At 57.4% G+C, this 25,014-nt stretch carries 20 protein-coding genes; 3 read left to right on the top strand and 17 right to left on the bottom strand.

The annotated features are described in order from the left end of the window. Nucleotides 1-2: 2 nt before the first annotated feature. From FYJ63_RS08455 to FYJ63_RS08440, 4 genes are all read right to left on the bottom strand, one after another. A complete protein-coding gene (locus FYJ63_RS08455; RefSeq protein WP_338106894.1) occupies nt 3-620 on the bottom strand; it encodes a ribosome maturation factor RimM in 618 nt (205 codons plus the stop codon). Between the two features lie 80 nt (nt 621-700). Next, nucleotides 701-940 carry an RNA-binding protein gene (locus tag FYJ63_RS08450; RefSeq protein WP_154545744.1) on the bottom strand — a complete coding sequence of 80 codons (240 nt, stop codon included), beginning with the start codon at nt 938-940 and terminating at the stop codon, nt 701-703. Between the two features lie 5 nt (nt 941-945). After that, nucleotides 946-1,512: a 30S ribosomal protein S16 gene (rpsP, locus tag FYJ63_RS08445; RefSeq protein ID WP_338106893.1), complete on the bottom strand. Its 567-nt coding sequence runs from the start codon at nt 1,510-1,512 to the stop codon at nt 946-948. Nucleotides 1,513-1,726: 214 nt separating this feature from the next. Continuing rightward, a complete protein-coding gene (locus FYJ63_RS08440) occupies nt 1,727-2,446 on the bottom strand; it encodes a class I SAM-dependent methyltransferase (protein ID WP_195839371.1) in 720 nt (239 codons plus the stop codon). 86 nt (nt 2,447-2,532) lie between these two features. Here FYJ63_RS08440 and FYJ63_RS08435 point away from each other — a divergent pair, with 86 nt between their 5' ends. Beyond that, entirely contained in the window at nt 2,533-3,018 is a 486-nt protein-coding gene (locus tag FYJ63_RS08435; protein ID WP_277026769.1) for a GtrA family protein, read from the top strand. On the opposite strand, the gene FYJ63_RS08430 is transcribed toward FYJ63_RS08435, so the two are convergent. From FYJ63_RS08430 to FYJ63_RS08390, 9 genes are all read right to left on the bottom strand, one after another. Beyond that, a complete protein-coding gene (locus FYJ63_RS08430) occupies nt 3,015-4,136 on the bottom strand; it encodes an Fpg/Nei family DNA glycosylase (protein WP_154545696.1) in 1,122 nt (373 codons plus the stop codon). The genes FYJ63_RS08435 and FYJ63_RS08430 overlap by 4 nt on opposite strands. A gap of 15 nt (nt 4,137-4,151) precedes the next feature. Continuing rightward, nucleotides 4,152-5,264: an amidohydrolase family protein gene (locus tag FYJ63_RS08425; protein WP_229770083.1), complete on the bottom strand. Its 1,113-nt coding sequence runs from the start codon at nt 5,262-5,264 to the stop codon at nt 4,152-4,154. 125 nt (nt 5,265-5,389) lie between these two features. Next, complete coding sequence (ffh, locus tag FYJ63_RS08420; RefSeq protein WP_277026775.1) at nt 5,390-7,105, bottom strand: signal recognition particle protein; 1,716 nt, start codon at nt 7,103-7,105, stop codon at nt 5,390-5,392. A gap of 93 nt (nt 7,106-7,198) precedes the next feature. Further along, nucleotides 7,199-9,208, bottom strand: a complete 2,010-nt coding sequence (ftsY, locus tag FYJ63_RS11445) for a signal recognition particle-docking protein FtsY (protein WP_154545692.1) — start codon at nt 9,206-9,208, stop codon at nt 7,199-7,201. A gap of 160 nt (nt 9,209-9,368) precedes the next feature. Beyond that, nucleotides 9,369-12,941: a chromosome segregation protein SMC gene (gene smc / locus FYJ63_RS08410; protein WP_338106892.1), complete on the bottom strand. Its 3,573-nt coding sequence runs from the start codon at nt 12,939-12,941 to the stop codon at nt 9,369-9,371. 76 nt (nt 12,942-13,017) lie between these two features. After that, nucleotides 13,018-13,704 (bottom strand): CPBP family intramembrane glutamic endopeptidase, encoded by a 687-nt coding sequence (locus FYJ63_RS08405; protein WP_154545690.1) that lies wholly within the window; start codon nt 13,702-13,704, stop codon nt 13,018-13,020. Nucleotides 13,705-13,993: 289 nt separating this feature from the next. Continuing rightward, a complete protein-coding gene (gene ndk / locus FYJ63_RS08400; RefSeq protein WP_154545688.1) occupies nt 13,994-14,452 on the bottom strand; it encodes a nucleoside-diphosphate kinase in 459 nt (152 codons plus the stop codon). Nucleotides 14,453-14,552: 100 nt separating this feature from the next. Next, a complete protein-coding gene (gene dhaL / locus FYJ63_RS08395; RefSeq protein ID WP_154545686.1) occupies nt 14,553-15,584 on the bottom strand; it encodes a dihydroxyacetone kinase subunit DhaL in 1,032 nt (343 codons plus the stop codon). Between the two features lie 73 nt (nt 15,585-15,657). Then, nucleotides 15,658-17,271, bottom strand: coding sequence for a bifunctional folylpolyglutamate synthase/dihydrofolate synthase (locus FYJ63_RS08390; RefSeq protein ID WP_338106891.1), 1,614 nt, complete (start codon nt 17,269-17,271; stop codon nt 15,658-15,660). A 239-nt stretch (nt 17,272-17,510) separates the two neighbouring features. On the opposite strand from FYJ63_RS08390, the gene FYJ63_RS08385 reads away from it, so the two are divergent. Together FYJ63_RS08385 and FYJ63_RS08380 are read left to right on the top strand one after the other, a co-directional pair. After that, complete coding sequence (locus tag FYJ63_RS08385; RefSeq protein ID WP_154545684.1) at nt 17,511-18,284, top strand: ABC transporter ATP-binding protein; 774 nt, start codon at nt 17,511-17,513, stop codon at nt 18,282-18,284. 9 nt (nt 18,285-18,293) lie between these two features. Further along, nucleotides 18,294-20,870 carry an ABC transporter permease gene (locus FYJ63_RS08380; RefSeq protein ID WP_154545682.1) on the top strand — a complete coding sequence of 859 codons (2,577 nt, stop codon included), beginning with the start codon at nt 18,294-18,296 and terminating at the stop codon, nt 20,868-20,870. Between the two features lie 279 nt (nt 20,871-21,149). On the opposite strand, the gene FYJ63_RS08375 is transcribed toward FYJ63_RS08380, so the two are convergent. The 4 genes from FYJ63_RS08375 to FYJ63_RS08360 are packed head-to-tail and all read right to left on the bottom strand — an operon-like array spanning nt 21,150 to nt 24,999. Beyond that, the gene (locus tag FYJ63_RS08375) at nt 21,150-21,380 is read right to left on the bottom strand and encodes a thioredoxin family protein (RefSeq protein ID WP_154545680.1); all 231 of its coding nucleotides are present in this window, start codon (nt 21,378-21,380) and stop codon (nt 21,150-21,152) included. Between the two features lie 15 nt (nt 21,381-21,395). Then, nucleotides 21,396-22,466, bottom strand: coding sequence for a permease (locus tag FYJ63_RS08370; RefSeq protein ID WP_154545678.1), 1,071 nt, complete (start codon nt 22,464-22,466; stop codon nt 21,396-21,398). A gap of 5 nt (nt 22,467-22,471) precedes the next feature. Beyond that, nucleotides 22,472-24,475 (bottom strand): M13 family metallopeptidase, encoded by a 2,004-nt coding sequence (locus tag FYJ63_RS08365; protein ID WP_154545675.1) that lies wholly within the window; start codon nt 24,473-24,475, stop codon nt 22,472-22,474. 29 nt (nt 24,476-24,504) lie between these two features. Next, on the bottom strand, nt 24,505-24,999 hold the full coding sequence (locus FYJ63_RS08360; protein WP_154545673.1) for a GNAT family N-acetyltransferase: 495 nt from the start codon (nt 24,997-24,999) through the stop codon (nt 24,505-24,507). Nucleotides 25,000-25,014: the final 15 nt, after the last annotated feature.

The raw sequence follows: 25,014 nt of genomic DNA, 5'->3' as shown, positions 1-25,014 counted from the left end.
TCTCATGAGGAGGGAAACAGGCCACCGGGGGGATTCATAGTAACCCGACCGGCCTCGAGATCAACTTCCGGAACAATCTCATAAACGAAGGGAACCAGGACTTTCTCGCCTTTAGGGGTCGTGACTTCGAGGAGATCCTGGGCCGCGCCGAGAAGGAGATCACTCACTTCCCCCAGCGTCTCACCGTTCAAAGCGACAGCCGTCAGTCCAACCAATTCGTGGCGGTAAAACCCGTCTTCAGCCTCGGTTTCCTCCCACCCGCTTGGTGAATCCTCCCCCGAGGTATCTCCCCCCACAAAAGCGGACTCTAACTCTGAGACCCTGTCGGCGTCAGCGCCGCCCGCAGCCGAACGGGTTTGCGCCGCATCCGTCTCCACCAGTAGCTTCGCCCCAGACAGAGCCTCCGCCGTATTCCGATCGGGGATTTCATCAAAACTCACTACAAAATGCTTCCCGCTCAGCCTCGCTTTGCTGACGGTAAGTTCCGGAAACTCCACCCGATCGGTCAACAGCACCGCCCCCGGGGCAAAGCGGCGCTCGGGTTCATCTGTCCGCATCGCCACGCGAATCTCTCCGCGGACTCCGCTAGCCCGACCGAGCACTCCTACCGTGAGTTTCACTGTTTTTCCTTTCCAACGCAAGATAGAGGCTTTAAAAAGTTTAGCCCCCGCGAGAGCGAGGGCTAAACTTCTAGATTCAATCAGTGCCGATCTTGGTCAATCACATCAACCCGCACCGATCCGTTGGTGGAAAGCGCCGAAGCCACGGAACGCAGGGCTTTTGCGGTGCGTCCGTTGCGGCCAATGACCCGTCCCAAGTCACCAGGAGCCACTCGGACTTCCAGCAGTTTCCCGCGGCGCAACGACTTTTCGTTTACCCGCACGGCTTCTGGCTCGTCAACAATGCCACTAACGAGGTGTTCAAGGGATTCCGAGAGCATCGACATTATTCGGCCTTCTCTTCTTCAGTAGGCTTTTCCTCTTCGGCTGGAGCCTCAGCGGCGGGCTTTTCTTCCGCCGGGGCGTCCGCAGACTTCTCCTCTGCGGTATCCTCCGCCGGAGCATCTTCGCTAGCCTGCTCCGCCTCGGCGGCCTTAGCCTCTTCCGCAGCGGCCTTCTCGGCTTCCTGCTTCGCCTTGGCTTCCGCTTCGGCTCGCTTCGCCTTCGCCTTTTCCGCGGCATCATCGGCTGCCTTAATCGCAGCCTCGACATCCTCACCGGTATCCTTGGTCTTGATGCGGTTCTCAACCACCTTGGCACCCTTGAAGGTTGCCCAGTCGCCGCTCAAAACCAGGAAGCGATGCACCGCATCGGAAGGCTGGGCGCCGACACTCAACCAGTACTGGATGCGCTCGGAGTTGAGCTCAATCAAAGACGGTTCCTGGTTGGGATCGTACTTGCCGACCTCTTCGATGACGCGACCATCGCGCTTCTTGCGACTATCGACCACCACCACGCGGTAAATCGGGTGATGGATTTTCCCAATTCGCTTCAAACGAATACGTACTGCCACTTTAGTGACTCTCCTTGTAATCAATTTTCGAGCGCGTCGACCGCAGGCAGGGAAACACTACGGCTGGTTCTGCTCTGGAACTTCAGCATCTTACACAGAGAGGGGGTGCAAGTGCCTTTGTACAACCTTTGATTATGCCAGATTCTCAGCCTGATTTGAAATTCAGGGCTAGCCGCGCGGAGCAATCCCTTGCTGAATCCCCCGCCGCGCCCGCTCAACCCGGATTTTTCCGCAAAACTACCACCGCATCCACACTCCCGTCCGCGCCATCAAGTCGGGTTGAAATCAACGGCGCAAAACCAGCCCCGAAAGCCGTAACTACCTCTTCGGGAGTGTAGAGCCGTTCGGGATCTTTCGGTCCGTGAGACTGGTTTTCCGGATGGTGAGACACCGAAACAAAGAATCCTCCGGGAGTAATCGCCATTTCCACGGCTTTCCATAAGGCTGACTGTTCGGGACGGTTCTGGTGAATAAAAGCCGCCAAGACGAGTTCGTAGGAACTCGGCTCAGGATGCCAGCTCGTGAAGTCGGATTGGAGAAGATTCGCCCGCAAACCAGTAGCAGTGAGGGCCTTCTCGGTGTGAGCCAGCCCCACTGCCGAAAAGTCCAGGCCGGTAGCATCCCACCCTTGGGAAGCCAACCAAACCAAATGTCTTCCACGGCCACTCCCGAGGTCGAGTGCCCGCGGCGGGTAGCGGAAAGTTCCCGTCGGTGCGGGGAGCAACTGGGTTTCATCAAGGGCGATACCGGCGCTCGCCATTGCTGATTTTCTCGCAAAATCGAAGCCGAGATTGGACTCTCCGGTGAGGCCATAGACCTGGCCGATCCGGTCGATAATGCTTGCCACTGTGGGATTCGGTTCGCCTCCGAACTGAGACTGACCTTTCCCTTCCTCGTCTTGAAACTTGTTGTCCCAAAATTTTGCTCCGCTCATGGTCTCTAGTTTAAGTCGCGGCGTCACCATCGGCGACTTCTGTCGGGGACTCGGTGAGTTCGGGCGCCACCGCGTAAGATGAGACGGTGAGTAATCCAGAAAACAGCGAGAAGTCCAGAAATCCCGTGGCGCGGTTATGGACCTGGGGTTGGGGATATCTTCGCAACAACTGGGCAGAAATCGGGAAATTTTTGACCGTCGGCGGGGCTAACTACCTAGTTGACCTCGCAGTTTTCAACCTGTTTTTGCTCGTGATTGCCCCGCAGTGGCCGCTATTCGACAAGTGCGTGGCTGTCGCGGTCGCGACGACTTTTTCTTGGATTGCAAACCGTTCTTGGACTTTCCGCGGGCGCGGAGGCCACGGGGTTTTCAAAGAGGCAGCGCTGTTCATTTTGGTCAACGTTATCGGGGCGCTTCCTCCGCTGGCCTGCCTGTGGGTTTCCCACTACCTGATGGGATTCACGTCTCCCCTAGCGGACAATATTTCTGCCAATGTTATCGGGCTGGTCTTGGGAACCGCGCTACGCTACGTGCTCTATAAACTCGTGGTATTTCCTTCTCGGAAAGTCTAGCGTTGGCATCGCGGGCACCAGTAGAGTTTGCGGGTGGCGACGATTTCGAGGCGGATGGTCGCAGCGCAACGGAGGCAGGGGCGCCCGTCACGCTGGTAGACGTAATAGCGCTCGTCAATCGGCTTTATTTCTCGGTCGGCGGCGGTTTCCCGTTCCACAAATTCCGCAAAATCCTCGCGGTCAATCGTCGTGACTCGCCCCGATTCCACCCCGAGAGGCATGAACCGCCTCAGCCAGTCCCAGATTTGTCGAAGTTTCTTCACCGAGACTTCTTTCGCAGGTTTGAAGGGATTAAGTCGAGCCGCATACAACACCTCAGCGCGGTAGATATTGCCGACTCCGGCGATAACGGCTTGGTCCATCAAAGCCTCACCGATTCCCTTCTTTCGAGTTGCGGCCCGCTGAACGAAGGCTTCGAAATCATCGTCAGCGGCTAGGGGGTCGGGGCCAAGACGGGCCTCGGTGGCTTGCACTTCTTCCCAGGTCATGAGTTCGCAACGGTTGGGTCCGGTCAAATCAGCCGCGCCGTGAGAGGTCAGCAAACGCAGTCGCACCGTTCCGATGGGTTCGAAGGCATCGAAGTCCCCCGGCATCAAAAACCACCGGTCAGCAAAGTGTTCGTGGGGAGCCCATGCAGAATCATCTACTTGAAAATGAGCTGGAATCTCGTGGATTATCTCGGTTTTCTTGGATTCTGTGAGCGTAACTTCAATCTCTGGACCGGTGGCCTCAGAATCCCCCCGAATCGGGGCCACGAACTGTTCGTCCCCCGTGAATCGCCACGACCCGTAGATTCCGAGGTGAACGTGTAACCAAATTGAGTCATGGGATCGGGCTTTTTGACTCTTCGTTTCCGCTGAGTATTCTCCCGAGTGGTTCCCTTCAGCCTGAGTCAACTGAAGTGTCTCTATAGAATCCGCCTCTGACCGGACAAGCGTCGGCGCGAACTGCAAGAATAGGTGCTTGCCGTGTGTTCGCACGCCTATAAGACGTTTCCCGTCAAGTTCTCGGGCGCCGTCGGTAAACCGCCCTTGCGGAGAAGAGGCTCGCACGATTTCCCCGCCAAGCACCGCTCGAAATTGCTCGGCTAACCGAAAGATCGAGTGTCCCTCCGGCATTTACCGCTCCTCTCTCTACACCACGGCTCCGCGAAGGATCACTGTCTCGGGACGCTGCAGTACGGTGATATCCGCGCGCGGATCGGACCCGTAGACCACCACATCCGCCGGCGCGCCCTCACTCAGAACCGGCGCCCCCAGGTAATCGCGCACCCTCCAAGTCGCAAAATCTAGAATCTCCCTGGCGCTAAGCCCGAGTTCCGTCCACCGCGCTAGCTCCACGGGCAAAGACCCGTGATGTTGGTAGCCACCCGCATCTGTTCCCGGAAGCAACTGCACCCCCGCGGCGGCAAGTTCGGCTTGATGCTCCACGTTGCGCGCATCCATCCGCGCCATAGTGGCGGCATAGACGGGGTACTTCTCCCCCGCTTGGTCGGCAAAATCTCCAAAACGCTCAATCTGCAACAGCGTCGGCGTGACCGGAATCCCACGGCGCGCTGCCTCCGCGATCTGGTCCGAATCCATGCCAGTGCCGTGCTCGATACAGTCCACTCCCGCGTCCAACAAGGTATCAATCGTGTCGTGAGCAAAGGTGTGGACAGTGACCCGCGCCCCGTTTTCGTGCGCCGCCGCAATCGCGTCGCGCATCACGTCACCGCCCCACAAGGGTTTCAAATCCGAAGCCGCCCCCTCCGAGCGGTCAATCCAGTCCCCGACAATCTTCACCCAGCCATCACCAAACTTGGCCTGGCGAGCAACCTCTTCGGGTAACTCCTCCTGTGACTCCAGCTCAAGACCGTAATGGCGCATATAGCGCTTCGGGCGAGCCAAATGCTGCCCGCAGCGAATAATTTTTGGAAGGCTCAGTTCCTCGTCAATCCAGTGGGTGTCGGTGGGTGCGCCACAATCACGAATCAGCAAAATGCCAGCATCTCGGTCGGCGGAGGCCTGCTCCCGTTGGGTTTCACGGTCTACCGCTCCGGCTGAACTCACCCCCACGTGACAGTGCACATCAGTTAGCCCAGGAATCGCAAATCCGGACAGCTCTCGATAAACCGCTCCCTGCTTCGGCCTGCGGGAAACCACGCCATCATGGACAAAGAGCTCGCCTTCGACCCAGGTCGGGGCCGCGCCCGCGTCGCCATCGCGCCACTGGAAACTCCCTCTAAGCTTCAGGTTCTCGCCCATATAATCCTCCCGTTTTAAGGTTTTATACCCGACCATAGTTACCTAACCCGTGCGATTACAACCGTTACTGCCACTATTGCCACTCATGCCCAAAATCTCCTAAGTTACGTATACAACCCGGAGTATCACAGCCCGCCAAGCATACGCTTGATGTCGTCCGGCAAATCGTCTGTGGTCAAAGCGGGCTGGCCAGCGCCACCTTGCCCGAGTCCTTGCCCAGCGCCGGCAACCTGGCCTCCGCCAAGACCCATCCCCGGCAGTCCGCCGAGCCCGCCAGAGCCCAGCCCACCGAAGCCACCGGCGCCCGCAGGCAAACCGGTCGCCTGGCCGCCGCCGAACGCACCCGCCAAAGAACCGCCTTCCAACGCCTCCCGCGCCTGCCGAGCCGCCTTGGCGGGATTCCCAGATTTGGCCTTGCGCTGCGCCTTCGATTTCTTGCCCGACTTCGCCGCCATCTTGGCTTTGGAATGTTTACCCATCCCCGGCATCCGCCCGAATCCGGGCATCATGCCCATGCCGTCCGCTCCGGCACCAGCCATCCCCGCCATGCCGCCCATCATCTTTTGGGCCATCTCGAAACGGTCCACGAGGCCATTCACATCGGCCACAGTCGTTCCGGAACCCGCGGCAATCCGAGCACGGCGCGAACCGTTCAAAATCTTCACGTCCCGCCGCTCCGCCGGGGTCATGGAGCGCACAATCGCCTCAATCCGGTCGACCTCGCGCTCGTCGAATTGATCCAATTGCTCGCGAATTTTCCCCGCTCCCGGCATCATCCCGAGGAGTTTCTTCATCGAGCCGAGTTTCTTAATCTGTTGCAACTGATTCAAGAAATCTTCCAAAGTGAGCTGGCCTTGCTGGATTTTACCGGCGAGCTTCTCGGCCTGCTCCATATCGAAAGTTTCCTGGGCTTTCTCGATTAGAGAAAGCATGTCGCCCATGTCCAAGATCCGCGAAGCCATGCGGTCGGCGTGGAAACGTTCAAAGTCATCCAGACCTTCACCGGTTGAGGCAAACAACACCGGCACACCGGTCACGCCACGAACCGACAATGCCGCGCCACCGCGGGCGTCACCATCCAGCTTCGTCAACACGACGCCGGTAAAATCAACGCCTTCTTGGAAAGCGCGCGCCGTCCTTACCGCGTCCTGACCTATCATCGCGTCCAATACAAACAGGACTTCCTCGGGCTGAACCTCGTCGCGGATCGCGCGGGCCTGCGCCATTAGTTCCTCGTCCACGCCGAGCCGCCCCGCGGTGTCAACAATCATGACGTCATAGCCAGACCCGCTAGCCAAAGCGAGCCCGCGCCGCGCGACATCCACCGGATCACCGACCCCATTTCCGGGTTCGGGAGCAAACACGGTCACACCGGCCTGTTCACCCACAATCTCCAACTGAGTGACAGCGTTCGGGCGCTGTAAGTCGGCCGCTACCAGCAAGACTTTCTTGTCCTGTTTTCCGAGCCAGCGCCCGAGTTTACCAGCGAGAGTCGTCTTACCGGCGCCTTGCAGACCCGCGAGCATAAACACGGTAGGACCCTTGCCGGGGCGTGCAAAATGCAACTCGCGGTCTTCTCCGCCGAGAATCTCGATTAACTCGTCATTGACAATTTTGACGATTTGTTGGGCAGGATTGAGCGCCTCCGAGCGCGCCGCCCCATAGGCCTTTTCCTTGACCCGCGCCGAAAAATCTTTGACTACTTCGAGGGCAACATCGGCTTCAATGAGCGCGCGACGAATCTCACCGACGGTTTCATCAACATCGGCCTCGCTAAGTTTGCCCTTCTTACGAAGATGCTTAAAGGATTCGGAAATTCGGTCTTGCAGTTTATTAAACACGGCTCGATTTTATAAGCCACGCTGTGTTTGAGGCAAAACTTCGCGATTGCCCAAGCCGCTACGCCATCAAGTCTCTTCCCCAAATAGCTATGCTCAGGCGTCAAGCAAGGCGTCGGCAAAATCTGCGGGCACAAAGGGCGCTAAGTCATCCGGCCCCTCCCCGAGACCGACGAGTTTCACCGGAATCCCGAGCTCACGCTGCAGCGGGACAATCACTCCGCCCTTTGCTGAACCATCGAGTTTCGTCAACACGATTCCGGTCACGCCAACTGCTTCGGTGAAAATCTTCGCCTGACTCAAAGCATTTTGGCCGGTAGTCGCGTCAATCACCAAGAGCACTTCCGTGATCGGGACCTGTTTCTCGGCGACGCGCTTAATCTTGCCGAGCTCATCCATCAGTCCGGATTTGTTCTGGAGCCTCCCTGCGGTGTCTATCAAAACCACATCTGCGCCCATTTCGCGGGCCTCCTTGGCGGCATCGAAAGCCACCGAGGCGGGATCTGCCTTGTCTTTCTCGGAGCGTATCACCGGCACTCCGACGCGCTTGCCCCAAGTCTCGAGCTGCTCTCCAGCGGCAGCCCGGAAGGTGTCGGCAGCCCCGAGAACCACAGACTTGTGTTCGGCCACGAGCAGTCGCGCGAGTTTCCCGACCGTAGTGGTCTTCCCGCCGCCGTTGACGCCGACCATCAAAATGCCCGCAGTGGAGCCCTCGGTGTCCTCGGGCACCTCGAGGTGAATCTCACGATCCGCGTGGCGATCCAGGAAGTCGCCAATCATCCGCTTGGCCATGCGCCTTACTTCTTTGGCGTTCTTGGTTCCTGCGACCTTCTGTTTCGTCTTCAACTTATCGATAATTTCAGTCGTGGCCTCGACTCCGAAGTCAGCGGCCAAAAGCTCGTCTTCGATGGCTTCCCAGTCGGTTTCTTCCAGGTCAGCGTGGGACAGCACTCCCAAAATCGCGCGCCCAAATTTGCCCTTCCCCGCGAGGCGTTCTTTCAAGCGACGCAAGCGAGAAGTTTTCGACTCGGGCTTTTCGATTTCCTCAGTTTCCTCGATGTCCTCGGCCGCTTCGGTTTCCTCGGTTTCGTCCGCCTCAACAAGTTCTTCTTCTTCACTCTCATCAAGATCTGCCTGGTCTTCAGACGTTTCCTCTAAAGACTCCTCGCCGTCCGCGGCTTCTTCCGACTCCTCCGATTCAGTTTCGGTTTCAACAAGGGATTCCTCGGTTACTGCTACGTCTTCGGTCTCCTCCGCGGGTTCAGATTCCTCAGTTTCTTCCGATTCCAAGGATGCCTCGTCTACTTCGGTGTCTTCCTGCGGTTCTTCCGACTCCCCCTCAGCAAGGAACTCTTCGTCCGCCGCGGCTTCATCCGCTTCCGGCTCATCAAACGAGGGCTCCTCACGCTCTCCCTCGTTATATTCGCGAAGCAGGGCCTCGACCTCGGCTGCTCCCGGGGTTCCCTCCCCGAACTTCTCCGTTGCTTCGGCCTCGGTCACCCCCTCCTCATAGGTGCCATCGCGTTTAGCCTGGGCGATATAGCGAGCCTCTCCGAGCGTCTGCCCGGGTAGAGGGAAGAAACAGAGCCCGTCCGGATCGCAGTATGCTCCCACGGGTTTCTGTGGTTCGTCATCTTCCTCTTCAAAGTCATCGTCATCGATATCCTCGAAGAAAGCCTCTTCCCTTTCCGCAAAGGCTTCAGCTGGAGTTTCCTCTTTGTTGACCCCCACAAAGCCCTCGCCCGAGACCGGCACTTTCTCCGGAGAGGAAGCGACCAGACCCATCGGATTATTGCTAAACGGAACAGAATCCCCCAGCATTCTCCCCAAAGCCGCCGACTGGTCATCTGCGGGAAGCTCTTTGGCCTCCGACCCCACTAGCTCCTCCGTGGCAGCCGGAAGCGCATTTTCTTGGCGAATCCGCTCCAAAGTGTCGAGCAGTCGGTCTTCGTTGCGGATGCGGCGCTGCTGGGAATCAATTTTTGAAGCGCTGACCACGATGACAATCACAATGACGACAATGGCAATAGGAATAGCGAAAATCAGGGGGTCAGTGTAGCCACCGATACCTTCAATGTTTGTGACTATTGCGCTTGTGATTCCCATATTTTATGCCTGCCATTCCGTTGTCTTCAGAATAGGGTCGAGGTGGTAGCGACTTTTCCAAGACCTAAACTCTTTGTCAATAATAGCTTGTTGTGAGCTTCTTCACTAAGTTTCTGGCAACTTTGTCCCCGCGATTGCGAAGCCACTACTTCCCACCTGGCTATTCAGTTTCATCCGTCTTCGCCAGACGCTGCGAAATCACCGAAGTGGTGCCCTCCCGCATCGTCACCCCGTAGAGCGCATCAGCAATCTCCATCGTCCGCTTGTGGTGCGTGATGATGATGAGCTGGGAGTTTTGGCGCAAAATATCGAACACCCCGAGGAGCCGAGACAGGTTCATATCGTCCAAAGCAGCCTCTACCTCGTCCAAGACATAGAACGGCGAGGGCCTAGCCTGAAAAATCGCAAACAGGAATGCGAGGGCTGCCAGCGAACGTTCTCCGCCCGACAACAGGCTCATTCTTTTGACGTTTTTCCCTGCGGGACGGGCGTGAATGTCGATGCCGGTATTCAGGAGATCCTTCGGGTCGGTGAGCTCCAGCTTGCCTTCACCCCCGGGGAACAACACCTGGAAAATCTTCTCGAAGGCCTCGGCCACGTCAGCAAAAGCCGCCCCAAACACGCTCTGAACCTGACGGTCGACTTCATCAACCACGTCCAGCAGGTCATTGCGAGATTTCTTGAGGTCAGTCAACTGGTCAGCGAGGAATTGGTGGCGGGAGACGAGGGCCGCGTGTTCCTCCAAAGCCAGCGGATTCACCTTCCCGATTCGCTTCAGCTCCCCTTCAGCCTTTGTTTTGCGCTCCACCTGTTCTTCTCGCACATAGGGCACGTGTTCCACGGCCTCACCGGATTCATCAAAAACGGGCACCAAATTGTGCGGCCCAAAATCAGCCAGCAAGGTTCCCTCATCCAGCCCGCACTCGCTCTGGGCCTTTTCAAGCAACGCCTCGAGCTTGGATTTCACCTCCGCCAGAGCCAACTGGTCTTGGAGCGAGGCATCGTTCAAATCGGTGCGCTGCCGATTCAGGTCATCAAGGTTCGCCCGCAAAGTGGCAATCTCTTGATCCAGATTTTCGCGGTTTGCCTGGCTCGCCTCCCGCTGGGTTGCAGCGCGCGTAGCTGCCGAATGGGCGAGCCTGCTGGCCGCCTCGGCCTGAATAAGGACATATTCGGCGCGATGCCGGCGTCTCGCCCGCAAGCGAGCCCGACTCGCCGCGGCTTCGGCGGCGGCTTTTTCTTTAGCAATATTGTGTTTCAGGGACTCTGCTCGGGATTCCAAGGATTTCAGCGAGTCAGCGGCTCGTCCGGCTTCGATTCGCGCATCTGATTTAGCCGTTTGCGCCGCGGAAACTTCGGCAAGAGCCTCACTAAGCGCCGCGTCTAGCTCTTGGATGCGGTTTTCATCAAGCGGATCATCCGTGTCTTGACCGGTTTCCAACGAGGCCTTGGCGCTGGCCAGCTTTTCTTCGCGAGCCCGCGTCTCCTCTTTCGCCTTAGCGAGGTCTTCTTCGGCACGTTTCACTTCCGAGGCCGCAGAGGCTTGACGGGCTTTCGCGGCGGCTAAATCCGCCGCCACTGCCGCCGCTTTCGCGTCCTCGGCTTTGAGTTCTTCAACCAGGGAGCGGTGTGTTTCCTGTTTTTCCTTCAGTTCCGCCCGCAATTTTTCCAAGGCGGCATTGAGCTTATCGACCTCTTTCAAGGCGACTTCCGCTTCTTCGCTGGCCTCGTTGAATTCCGTGGCGCGCCGCAGGATGCTCGACTCGGAGTCTCCCCCGCCCAAAGTGCGGGTTGGGGAAATATAGTCACCAGCCTTGGTGACTGCTACCGAAACAGTCCCCTCTGCGATTAGGTCACGCGCAGCGGCAAGGTCTTCGGTCGCCGCCACCCCTTGGAGCAGCTCCGCAACGACAGAGGGGAGGTTTCCCCCGCCATGAGCCGAAACGAGGTCCCGGGCCCAGACGCAGCCCTCGGGGAGTTTCGCGGTTTTCCCGCTGGCCTTTGTTGAAGTCGCCTTTTTGTTGCCCCCTTCCACCAGTAAATGCACCTGGCCAGCATCTTGATCCTTCACAAACCGAATCGCATCCACGGCCGACTCGACCCCACCGGCGAGTAGCGCTCCCGCCCACGGCCCGAATACGGCTCCGATGGCTTCTTCCCAACCGTCTCGAATCACAAGGGTTTCCGGAAGCGTCCCCGAGATCCCGGAAAGACCCGCCGAAACCACGGTTTCACCGCCGTCTTGGGGTTTCAACGTTTTTGCCAAGACGTCGCGGCGCGCCTCCCAGCTCGCCGCGTCCGCCTTCGCCGTCGTCAACTCGGAGTTTCGGGCCTCAACTTTCGATTTCAGATCCGCAAGCACTCCGGCAAGTTCTTGTTCCTGGGCCACCAAGGGGCTTTCGCTGTCTCCTCCACCGGGAAGTGTCGCGTGTAGTTCCGAGAGTTCCTGGGCGAACTGGGCTTCCCGCTCCCTAGCTTGTCGTAGAACTTCCTCGAGTCGAGTCAGGTTCTGGGTGGATTCCTCAGCCAAAGAAGCGGCGGTCTGGACTGCCCCGCGCAGCCGCTCCAAGGTTTCGCGCCGATCGGCCTGGGCACGCTGGATTTTCTCAATGTCTTGGCGAACTTCGAGTTCACGTGCCTTCGCGGCGGTCTCTTTCTCGGTGGCGTCTTGCACCGCACGCGCGGTTTCATCGACACGCCCATGTCCCGCCTCGATCTCAGTGAGCGTTTTTTCGAGTCTCACTTCCAACTCACTCGTGTCTGCCTGTTGGTTTTCTCCTGAAATCTCAGATAAAGCTTGGGTTCTTTCTCGGGCCTGGTTTGCCAAGGAATCGAGCCGTTCCGCAATCTGGTTCAACTCTGCCCAAGTCTGGGTGAGAGTTTCCAATCCAGGAGAGACTTCATCAAAAGAGGTCTTGGCCACGGCGAGCCTGGAGTTGAGGTTGGCGATCTTTTCTTCCAGCTCGTGAATCTGGGAGGTGAGTTGGGCTTTCGATGCAGTTTGGGTTTCGAGCTTGTTCTGGTTCTGGGTAACCGAATCAGCAAGAAGCCGCGCCGTCGCATCCACGAGTTCCGCCTGGACTCTAGCGGCTTTCCGCGCCGCCTCGGCCTGTTTCCCCAGTGGCCCCAGACGTTTCCCGACATCATTGGTGAGGTCTTGGACTCGGGAAAGGTTCACCGCCAGGTTTTCCAGCTTTTTCAGCGCGCGATCCTTGCGTTGGCGGTGTTTAAGCACGCCCGCCGCTTCTTCGATAAACGCGCGCCGCTCGGTTTCGGAGGCGCTCAAAATGGCGTCTAGCTGTCCTTGGCCCACGATAACGTGCATTTGCCGACCCATGCCGGTGTCAGAGAGGAGTTCTTGGATGTCGAGCAAGCGCACCGGCGTGCCGTTGATGGCGTATTCGGAACCACCCGAGCGGAACATGGTTCGCGAAATTGTCACCTCGGAGTATTCGATTGGGAGCGCTCCGTCGGTGTTATCAATGGTCAGCTCGACTTCGGCGCGCCCCAAAGGCGCCTTGGTCTTGGTTCCGGCAAAGATGACGTCAGCCATCGACCCGCCGCGAAGGTTCTTCGCGCCCTGCTCGCCCATCACCCAGGCCAGCGCATCCACGACATTGGATTTTCCCGACCCGTTCGGGCCAACTACACACGTCACACCCGGTTCAAGGGACATGTGAACCGTGTTGGCGAAAGACTTGAAGCCTTTCAAGGTCAGGGTTTTCAAATACACGGAATTACCCTACCAGCCACCTCAAACCCGAAAAAACCGCTTCCTCACCGACTGCCTGAAAGGACGAAAATCTGCTTTACTGCAAAGAGACAACCGCAATAGCGGTTACTGCCGTGTTATTAAACACATGCATGATGCAGCTCGCCCCGGTTGAGTCCAGCCAGGCTCGCATTGCGGTTACCGCTAGTCCCCACGGGAGCACATAGAGCATAATCGTGGGTTGAACGTGGAATAGCGCAAAAATAACCCCTGCAACAAGGACTGCTTTTACCGCGCCAATGCGTGTTCTGAAGAAGCCGAACAGCACTCCGCGAAACATCACTTCTTCGAGGAACGGAATCACTAAATCCGCTACCACGGCAATAATCAACAGCACTGGCAGGCTGATACCGGACTCGATGATTTGCTTAGTCTGTTCTCCCCCCGCTGGTTTCAATCCCAGACCTGTTGACACCAGGCCGACAATGGTCACCGACAGAATCATTGCCACGGGAATACCCCACAGCAAATGCCACAGGCTACGTCGCGGGCGGACAAACCCAAGATCCGCCCAGGTCAGGTGGTGCCGTTTCCCGAGTAGCCACCACAGTCCGAGCGCGGAGGCGAGGGCGAAGAGCGGCACTCCGAGCATAATCACCGTGTTGCTGGCTTTGAGGGCTCCGGTGCATAACATCCACGAGACCAGGATAACGACGGGAAGGATTGAGCCGAAAAAGAACGTTTTTAGAACCAGACCAAGCGAAAAACTGCTGGGATTATCCATGCCTGAATTATATGTCCCTATTTCTGCGACTGTGGCGGACGGTGGGGTGAGGTTTAGCAAAGGAGAAGCGCACACGAATGTACGGCGTAATCCAGACACCCATAATCTGGCAAATCCGCAAAACTCCCTGAACAGCGCCTTTGCAAATTTCGATGTCGCCAAAACCAAAATCAGAGAGTCTCATCGTACATTCGTGTACACCCTCGGCAAAAACCTGGGCCCCGAGCAAAGCTCGGAACCCAGGTTCAAGAACCAATTACTCAACGCTCTCGTGGGAAACGCGTCTGAATTAATCAACCATTTCCGGGAACCACAAGGCAATCTCGCGGTCCGCGGACTGCGGAGAATCCGAGCCGTGGACGATATTCTCGACCCCGCGATCCGGACCCCAGTCGCGAGCCAAATCCCCGCGGATAGTTCCCGGCAAAGCCAACGCCGGATTCGTGTCGCCCATCATGTTGCGGAAAGATTGCACCACGCGCGATCCCTCCACCACCATGGCCACAATCGGGCCGGAAGACATGTATTCGCAAAGGCTATTGAAGAAGTGCTTGTCTTTATGCTCAAAGTAGTGTTCTTCGAGTTCTTCTTGGGTCGGAATCGTAATCTTCAACCCAATAATCTTGAAGCCACGCTTTTCGATGCGGCTAATGACCTCTCCGATGAGCCCGCGCGCGTAGCCGTCCGGCTTGATGAGGACTAAAGTGTGTTCTTCTTTTGGATTATAGGGGATATTGCTGTCAGCCATGGAAAAGCCCTTTCATCATTGATATCTGGCGGTCACCATAAGGCAACCGAAGCTTTGAGTTCAGTTTAACCATTTTTGCCCGTCAAAGGGAATCTTCCATTCAGGAGGCGGTCTCCTGGCTCTCATCCATGGCGGTTCCAATCCCCAACGCCGCTGCAATATCATCGCCGGCAGAAATATCACTTGCGACCGTCTCGGCAGTCTCCGGTTCCGCCCCACTCACCGCTTCCGGTTCCGGCTCGTCATCAGCCAGTAGCCGCATGGCGGCGGTTTGGAAAGAGTGCGCCTGGTCCTGGTAGAGACCAAAATCCGGCGGCGTCGCGGTCGCGGGACTTGTCGGCGACGGTGAGGAAACCTCCGGAACCACAGCACCTGTATCGGTCGGGGACTCATCAAGGTTGACTTCCATTCCTTTAGGCTTCCCTCCGAAAGCGGAGGCACCCCAAACATTCGGTGACCCTGTCGCGCGGGATTCCCCGAAATTACTCCCACCGTCTAGACCAACCGCACTGGTGGCAGCCGCGGAGAGAATCATTGCGGTAGAAATTGCCCCGGGATCCTTGTGTCCGATAGAGCGCTCCCCCAGAAGCGAGGCGCGCCCCTTTGCCGCCGACATCGACAAGGTGCCGTCCGCTCCGCTCAACGCGGCCTTGGCAGCAATTTGCAAAACTTCCGCAGCCCCCGCTCCTTTCGCCACCGCCGCGGCCGCGTTCGTAGCCGCTGGATACCAGGCGTCCAGCATGGTTTTGTCTCCCGGCTGGCATCCCCCGCGCTCGGCTATTCCCTCCGCGGCTTTCACGAGCATCATCGCCACGTCTTGCGGACCAAGTTCCAAGGCATCTTTTGGAATCGCCTTGGCGGCCCGCAAAAAAGCCGTTCCGTAGAGCGGCCCGGCTGCGCCGCCTACCGAGGCCAGCAAAATGACTCCCGTGGTTCGCAAAGCCTGACGGGGCGTTTCGACAATCAGGCTGGAGAGTTTTTGGTCTACGGCCGCAAAACCGCGCGCTAGGTTTTCGCCGTGATCCCCGTCCCCAATCACGCTGTCCAACTCGGTCAACAAGGGCTTGTTGTCCTCCAAGGCGCGGGAAGTAGCGTCGATCCAGCGGAGAACCCATTCAGTGCGCAGACCCAATGTTGTCTCCTTTCTCGGCGCCTCCACCCAGCGGCTTTGTCGGGTGTTTTTATTCTACGAGGGAATAGTCTCGTTATCCCTGGTTTAACACCTTTCGAGCCATTCCCGCTAAAACCACCGATCCGAAAATCATGACTCCTGTCGATCCGGGAGGGGCCTCCTGTAGGTCATCTAGTTCCCCGGCTTTCCCAATCGCCTCTGTGAGGCAATCGAGGGCATAAACGCGGTCTTCGCCGAATACCTCTTCGGCGATCTCTTGGAGCTTCTCGAGTTTCGCGGGACGTTCCCCCGGCATGGTGGTCACGATAATCTCGCCCATAACCGGCTCCATGACCCCCAACACGGTCTCGATATCCTTGTCATCCATTGCTGAATAGATTCCTACCGTGTGGGTCCATCTGAGATCGTCCTCGATGGCCCGCGCTAGAGCCAGAGCCGCCCCGGGATTGTGACCCGCATCCGCGACAATCATCGGCGAGGCGTGGAGAACTTCGAGGCGCCCGGGCGAGGTCACGGAGGCAAAAGCGCGAGCCACTGAATCCCCGTCAAGAGCCAAACCTCCGAGTTGGGCTTCCACCGCCGTCAAGGCAACAGCGGCGTTTTCGGCCTGGAACTCGCCAAACAACGGCAGGAAAATATCTTGGTAGGTCGCCGCGGAGGTTCGAATCGTGAGCATCTGGCCCCCGACTGCCGGCACGCGTTGTATCACTTCGAAATCTCGGCCTTCATAGCGAAGCGTCGCATCCATGGCGTGGGCGGCGGCCTTGATGACTTCGAGGGCTTCGTCTGGCTGGTGAGCCACGACGACGTTCGCGGCGTGCTTGATGATGCCGGATTTTTCCTTGGCAATATTGGCAAGTCCCTTCCCGAGCCACTGTTCGTGTTCGAGGCTTATCGGGCCGATGACCGCCGTGTCCGCATCGATGACATTTGTGGCATCCCAGCGCCCACCCATGCCGACCTCCACGACCGCCAGATGCACCGGCACGTCTGCGAACAGCGCGTATGCCATCACCGTCAAAACCTCAAAGAAAGACAACTTCGATCCGGGATTATCGTTTTCCCACATCGCGAGCTGGGCCTCGATGTCTTCGTAGGCCGCAATGAACTGGTCTGTGGTGATGGGCTCGCGGTCGATGGAGATTCTTTCGCGCACATCCACCAGATGCGGGGAGGTGAAACGTCCCGTGCGGTATCCGAGTTCGTCTGTCAGCGCCTCAATCATCCGCGCCATGGAGGTCTTGCCGTTAGTGCCGGTAACGTGGATGGAATGGAACAGCTCCTGGGGGTTGCCGAGGTAATCGAGAACCCCTTGGACTCTCTCGAGGGTCGGTTCGATTTGATGCTCGGCGCGGCGGGTCAGCAAGGATTCATAGATGGCCTTGGCTTTGGGGTTTTCCAAGGTGGAAGGTCCCAAGGTGGAGGCGGGACGCTGGCGGGAGCGCATTTGCTCAACAAGTTCGAGCTGTGCGTCGGTTAGTTCCAAGCCGTCTTTGTCGGTGGGGTTTTTCTGGTTGTTCTCGCCGTCTGTCGCGGCATCATCTCGGTTGTCAGCGGCTTCGCCAAGGGACTCACTGGGAGCCTTCGCGGCCAGCAGGTACGGTATCAGCTCCGGATCTACCTGCAGGTCTTCCGGCAAGCGCTCGCGCATATCTTCGTTCAACTCTTTTTTCCAGTCTTTTTCCACCCCCATATCCTAACCCGCCCCCGCGTGAAACGATGGGGGCGTGCTTCACCGTCCCACTTTCGGGTCGATAAGGCACGACTCCTCCCCGACCACGAAGATTTAACGCTCTTTTAACATTGCGAGCCTCTGAACTTTACATTGGTCTGCGACAATGAGGGCGTTTCCTAAATAACGTGGACGGTCACGAGCCCTCACCCACTACATCTAAGAAGGCGGTTAACCATGACTAGCGCAGCCACCTGCGAAAATCTCCGAAGATTTACGGCGAAAAAGAGGCACAAGTTTTCGCGCTAAACGGCGTCACCCAGGAATTTCCCGCGGGACTTTTCACCGCCATCATGGGGCCTTCCGGTTCGGGTAAATCTACTCTCATGCACTGCCTAGCGGGACTCGCCACTCCCACTTCCGGAACCGTCACGATTGGCGACAAAGACATCTCCAAGTTGAATGACAACGATAAAACCAGGATGCGTCGCGACACAATCGGTTTCATCTTCCAGGCTTTCAACCTCGTCGCAACCCTCACCGCCGAGGAAAACATTCTCCTCCCCCTGGACATTGCGGGGAGAAAGCCCGAGGCTGAGTGGTACCGGCGTGTCTTGCAGGTGGTGGGTCTCGAGGGACGTTTGACCCACAAGCCCGCGGAACTCTCGGGGGGTCAGCAACAGCGCGTCGCGATTGCCCGCGCGCTGGTCTCGAAACCGAACATTATTTTCGCTGACGAGCCCACCGGAAATCTGGACTCGAATTCCTCGGCGGAAGTCCTCGGTCTGCTGCGCCACGTGGTTGATGATTTGGGTGCCACCGTCGTAATGGTCACTCACGATCCAGCAGCCACAGCCTACGCTGACCAGGCGATTTTCTTGGCGGACGGGAAGGTCGTGAAAACTCTGGATAAGCCTTCTCGTCAATCGGTTCTCGAGATTATGGGTGAACTCACGGCTTTGCAAATGGCAGGGACTTCCCCGAAGCCAAACCAGGGCGAGCCTCTTGCTGACCCGCAGGCCAAATAGGAGGCTGCCATGTTCAAAGTCACTTTGAAAAGCCTCTTCAGTCACAAGGCACGGCTGATATTCAGTCTCTTAGCCATCATTCTCGGGGTGGCATTTGTAGCCGGGTCATTTACGTTTACCGACATGATGCGGAGATCCTTCGAAAATATCGCTTCCGGAACGGTCTCAGATGTTTCGGTCACTCTCGATATGAAGACTGATGACTTGATGGCCTACTACTACGTTGACCCGACCGACTCGCCGCGGCTTAAGGAAGCCGACTTGGAGAAAATCCGCCAGGTCGATGGAGTCACCAAGGCCGCCGGCACCATCGTCGGTAGCATTTACACCATCGACAAAGACGGAAAAGTCATCACTACCTTTGGCCCGCCCACGGTCTCTTCTAACTACTATGACCTCCCCGCGTGGAAAAACCAACCCGGTATCACTGTCCTCGACGGGCGTGCCCCTGCGGCAGATAATGAGGCCGGGGTTGATCCGGAAACTTTGCGACGATCCGGATTGAAACTTGGTGACCAGATTCGTTTCACTGACGGAGCACACACCTGGACGAAAACCCTGGTGGGAACCCTGAAATGGGGCACCGGCGGGACTTCCGGGGCGCTCTACAACTTCTTCAACGACAAAACTGCCCGCGAACTCATGATGCCGGGAGTGGGTGACGGCTACATGGGAGCCTGGATTTCCCTCGAGGATTACAACCAGGTTGACCAAGTTGTCAAGGATTTAAAGCCGCTGTTGCCGCAGGATTTCAAAATCTCCACCGGAGAGGAGGACTCGAAAGAGATTATGAAAATCACCGATGAATCCTTGGGATTCATGACGATTTTCTTCCTCGTTTTCGCCGCCATCGCCTTGTTGGTCGGATCTATCCTGATTATCAACACGTTTTCAATTATCGTCACTCAACAGTCTCGTGAACTGGCACTTTACCGCATTCTCGGAGCCTACCAGCGGCAGGTGCGGCTGCTGATTGTGGGCGAGGCGCTGTTTTTGGGTCTTATCGGTTCGGTTATCGGACTGTTTGCCGGTATGGGGATTAGCTCTCTGATTGTCTGGATTTTGAACCAGACCGTGATGGATCTTGGTTCTATCGTGCCCCGTCCCACGGTTGAAGCCATCGTGGCTTCTTTTGCCGTGGGCTTGGGGGTAACGACTCTCTCGTCGCTGATGCCGAGCATCCGCGCTTCGCGGGTAGATCCGATTGTGGCTTTGAGTGGCCACGAATCGACGACTCGGAAATCTTTACAGATCCGTCTGATTGTGGCGACGATTATGGTCGTGCTGGGTGCGGTTTTCCTGGGTCTGACTTTCGCGGGAGTGGATCCGGTCGAGCTCTGGCTCGGGAGTGGGGCGGTCGCTTTGCTGATTGGCCTCTCCCTGGGTTCGCCCCTCTTCGGGAGTCCTTTGGTGAACGGAATTGGCTGGATATTCACCAAACTGCACGGCACTCCCGGGCGTCTCGCGCGCTTGAACGCTTTGCGCCATCCCCAACGCACCGCCGCCACCGCCACTGCGCTCATCATCGGGATGGCTCTCGTGACAACCCTCGGGATTTTCGGGGCTTCCGCAAAGGCTTCGACGATTCCCGCGATGGAGGAGACATTCGGGGCGGACATGATGGTTTTGGCCAACACCAATCCCTACAGCGCTCCGGTCAGTGTTCCCGAGGAGACTTTAGAAAAAATCAGTAACCTCGAGTCGGTGAAGTCCGTTTCGGTACTTCGCGAGGGATCTTTCCTCATGAACAAGAAGATAATCGGAGCCTACGCTTTCGACCCCGGCGAGTTCAATACCGTTTTGAAAACGGTCATGGTCCAGGGGCGAACCTATAAGTCGGGGAACGAAGCCGTGATTTCCGAGAAATTTGCCACTGAGAAAAAGCTCCAGGTCGGGTCCACCATGCACTTGACAGACATGCTGGGGGCAAGCCCGCAGGATTTGGAAGTGGTCGGGATCTACAAACCAAAGAGCGAAATAATGATTAACTTCGGGGATGTTTTCGTTCCCGCTGAGTGGCTCAATGGGGTGGCGCCGAGCAAACCGGACGTCCTCTTTGTAAACGCAGAGTCCCCAGACAAAGTGGATCCGGTAGTCGACAAGATTAATGAGGTCACGAAAGATTCGCCTTTGATTGGGGTGCAAACTGTTGATGACATTTTGAAACAGGTCTCGTCTTCGGTGGATATGCTCCTCGCGCAGATGTTTGCGCTTTTAGCCCTCGCGGTGATTATTGCGACCCTCGGGATTGTGAACACGCTGTCTTTGTCGATTTTAGAGCGTGTCGGGGAAATTGGGATGCTTCGGGTCGTGGGGATGTTGCGCCGCGACGTGAGACGCATGATTCGCGACGAGTCGGTGATTATCTCGCTGTTGGGCTCGATTTTGGGGATTATCCTCGGGGTGGTTCTCGGGGTAGCCGTGTCCTCGATTATGAGAAGTTCCGGGCTCGAAGAGCTGGCGATTCCTTGGGCGAGCCTGGGGATTACCTTGGTTCTCGCGGTTCTGATCGGGGTTTTTGCCGGTCTCTGGCCCGCAAGGGCGGCTTCTCGCGTCGATGTCCTCGATGCGATTGCCCAGGAGTAGTTTCCCCCCGATTAGAGCTGGCTTCGCAGCCCTTCAGCGTCGAGGCGTACCCGAATAACCCACCTATGTACCCGAATAACCCAAGCGGAGCCATATTTTCCGAGATTCAAATTCTGAATGCCCAGTTCAGACACATTTACCCCTTTTTTCCACCAAGGTAGAACCCTCCCAGGTGGGTTATTCGGGTACGCCTTGTGGCTATTCGGGTACGCTTATCGGCGCGACCAATCCCAGTCCGTCACCAGAAACGCCCGATACTTCCCCGGTTTCACTATCGACCTAGGAGAGCAGAGGTTCGATTTCGCGGGACTTCAAAACTTTGCCGGTGGAGACTACCTTTTCGTCAACCACCAGGCCCGGGGTGGACATGACGCCGTAGCCCATGATGGACGGTAGGTCGGTGACGTGCTCAATCTGCGCGTCGAGGCCGAGCCGGTCTACCGCTTCGCGGGTTTCACGCTCGAGGGCCTGGCAGCGCGGGCAACCGGATCCGAGGATCTTGATGTTCATTGTTTTCTCCTTTGTTTATGGGAATATCAGGTTGAAGAGGAAGCCAAGAAGCATGATTGAAACCGCGGCCGAGCCGAAGAAAATTGCCAGGAGCTTCGGCTTCAATACTTGCTTCAAAAGGATGAATTCCGGGAAGGACAGCGCGACCGTGCCCATCATGAAGGCCAATACTGTCCCGGTCGCCATGCCCTTTGCCCACAGCGCCTCGGCGATTGGGATAACCCCGGCGGCATTCGAGTAAAGCGGCACACCAAGCGCCGTGACCAGAACCACCGCGAGCGGATTGTCCCGCCCGGCGTGGGCCGCGAGCCAGTCGGCGGGAACCCAGCCGTGAATGAGTGCGCCAATCCCGACACCAACCAGGACCCATTTCCAGACGCGTCCCACAATCTCACGAGTCTCGCCTTGTGCTGCGTCAATGCGCCTCGCGAGCGTAATCGTGCCGCCTTCGGCTTGGAGCTTCGCCACCGGCGTGTTTCGAACGAAGTCCTTCACCTGGTTCTCAAGTTGCAGGCGCGTGAACAAAGCCCCGAGCAAGATCGCCATCAGAAGACCCGAAGCCACGTAGGCAAGCGTGACTTGCCAGCCGAAAGATTGCGCCAGCATCACTACTGCGACCTCATTGACCAAAGGCGAGGCCAACAGGAACGTCAGAGTCACCCCAAGCGGAACCCCGGCAGCTACGAAGCCGATGAAGAGCGGGATTGAGGAACAGGAACAAAAAGGTGTGACTGCACCAAGGGCCGCCGCCAAAACCAGCGCCAAGGCAAGCGGCTTACCGAGCAAATAATCTCGCACCCGCTCCGCGTTCAAAGCCGTCCGGAACAGCCCGATGACAAAAATCATCCCCACCAGCAAAAGCAACACTTTTGCTGAATCGTAGAAGAAGAAATGCACCGCGCCGGGAATATGCTCGCTCGTATCGAGCCCGAGTCCGGCAAAAATCCAGTTCCAGAGGTTTTCGTTCAGCCAATACAGCCCCGCCCAAATCAAAGCCGCGACCGTCAGCCACGTCACCGCTCCCCCGCGGGTCTCGGGGTGGAGCGGGCGTAGCGTACTGCGCAACTTCGGCGGTGTCAGGCTCATATCACCTACCAAATCCGCACGCGCTTCTCGGGTTCAAGCCAGAGCTCATCTCCGGGCTTCACTCCAAAAGTATCAACAAACAAATCGAGATTTGCCACCACCCCGTTACACCGGAATTCGGCCGGGGAGTGCGGGTCAATCGCAATCAACTGCTTCGCCATCTCGGGGCGCACCTTGTTTTGCCACGATAGCGCCCACGAAAGGAAAAACCGCTCGGCGGCGCTGAGCCCCTCGATAACCGGCGCGTCCGCGGGATCCTCAATTCCCTGCGAGCGCAACTCGAGCAGATACGCTTTCCAGGCGATATCGAGCCCGCCGAGGTCCCCGATGTTCTCGCCGATCGTGAGCGCGCCGTTGACGTGAAATTCCTCCGGCAGTCCGCGGGGAACAAACGCGTCATACTGGTCAATCAGAGCGTGAGTGCGCTTCTCAAACTCCGCCAAATCCGCCTCAGTCCACCAGTTTTCCACCTTGCCGTGTCCATCGAACTTCGCGCCCTGGTCATCAAAGCCGTGACCGATTTCGTGGCCAATCACTGCCCCAATTGAGCCGTAGTTCACGGCCGGATCTGCGTTGACATCAAAGAAAGGTGGCTGCAAAATCCCTGCGGGGAAAACAATCTCGTTGTCAGTCGGGTTGTAGTAGGCATTAACGGTTTGCGGGGTCATGTGCCAGATCGTGTGGTCGACCGGTCCGCCTAGCTTTTCAATCCAGAAATCCGAACCGAACACCGAAGCCGAGGCGACCTTTTCAACCAGGGTCGGAGCGGACACGTCGAGCTTCGAGTAGTCTCGCCACTTGTCCGGGTAGCCAATCTTCGGGGTAAACAGGCTCATCTTCTCGAGCGCCTTTTCGCGTGTTTCGGGACCCATCCAATCCAGCGAGCCAATCGATTCGCGGTAAGCCGCAATCAGGTTATCAACCAGACGCCCCATCTTTTCTTTGGCCTCGGGCGGGAAGTGGCGCGCCACGTAGAGTTCACCAAGGGCCTCCCCCATCACCGAGGACGCTAGGGAAACCCCGCGCTTCCAACGGTCGCGAAGTTGTTCTTTGCCGGCAAGCTTGCGCCCAAAGAAATCAAAATCGGCCTCTACGAGTTCCGCGGACAGCAAACTCACCTGGCCGTTTAGGGCATGCCAAGCCATCCAGAGGCGCAAGGCCTCCACCGGTGTGGAATCCCACAAGCTGTCCATATTCTCGAAAAAGTCCGGCATTCCCACGTTGACCTCTTCGAACATCTTGTCCGGCAATCCCGAAGCCTCTCGCCAGGCATCCAGGCCGAAGGCCGGCATCTTTACGGAAATCTCCTCCCAATCCATCGGGTTATTAGTCGCGTCCGTGTCGCGGGTTTTCACGTTGTCCCAGTGGAGTTTCGCAATCTCGGTTTCAAAATCCACAATCGTCTTGGCTGCCGTAGAAGCCGCGTCTCCACCGCCCACGAAACCGGCCATCTCCATCATCTTTGCGACGTGGTCTCGGTACTGAGCCAAAATCTCGCCGTGTTTGTCTTCCAGGTAATACGCCCGCTCAGGAAGGCCGAGCCCGTCTTGCCCGAAGTAGTTCACATATCGCTCGGGATTGTTCAGATCGATGTCAATCCCCATCCCGAAGAACCCGTCATAGGTTCCCGACTTCCAGGTGCGCGCCCACAAATCGCGCAGGTCTTCCTTCGACGTTGCCACCCCCAGCGGCTCCCACAGTCGCTTCAAGCTCGGCCCCGAATCCTTCTCGACCGCGGCCTCGTCCATAAACGCCCCGTAAAGCGAAGCGACCTTCCTCGCGAGCTCCCCCTCTATCGAACCGGACAAGCAGTCCTCAATAATCGCCCGCACCTGTTTTTCGGCAGTCTCTGCCAAGGTATAAAACGACCCGTCCGAAGCGCGATCGGCAGGAATCTCGTGGGTCTCCAACCACTTCCCGTTCACATACCGGTACAGGTCATCTTGCGGGCGGATATTTTCATCGAAATCGGCGGGCTCCAGCGAGCCCAGTAAAGGATTCTTCGTCATGGTCTCCACCCTACCAGCGTCTGAAATCCCTAGCTCGTCGAGAAACCCAGAGCGTCATAAAGTTGCATGGCCTCGGGAGCTGCAGCAATATCCAGCTGCAAGGTCAAGGCCTCACACCCCAAATGCGAAACCGCGGCAGACGCTTTCATAATCAAAGCCGAAGCCACCCCTTGGCGGCGATATTCGGGATCCACAAATAAATCGGCGATAAAAGGTGTGTCGCAATCCCCATCAGAACACCACTCGTCGGGGGCCCTTTCCAGGACAATCACCACTCCGACTAGCCGGTCATCATGCCAAGCACCAAGAGTCGCCGCATCCAACAGTGGCCCGTAGGCTCCTTCCCAAAACAGCTTCAACTGTCCCGAGGCGCTAGACCCGGAATCCCGATAGGCCTCCGCGTGGAGTTTCGCCATAGGAATAGTGTCGGCCTGTGTGAGCGGGCGAAAACTCAGCTTCACTTCCGAGGTGAGATCCGCGGCCAGCAAGTCTAGAGCAGGTGATTGTAAAGTCCTCGTTGACATGACTCAATTGTCCCA

Origin of the sequence: Mobiluncus porci (genome assembly GCF_009695935.1) — a bacterium.
GTDB classification, from domain to species: domain Bacteria; phylum Actinomycetota; class Actinomycetes; order Actinomycetales; family Actinomycetaceae; genus Mobiluncus; species Mobiluncus porci.
This window is presented reverse-complemented; position numbering and strand designations above follow the sequence as displayed.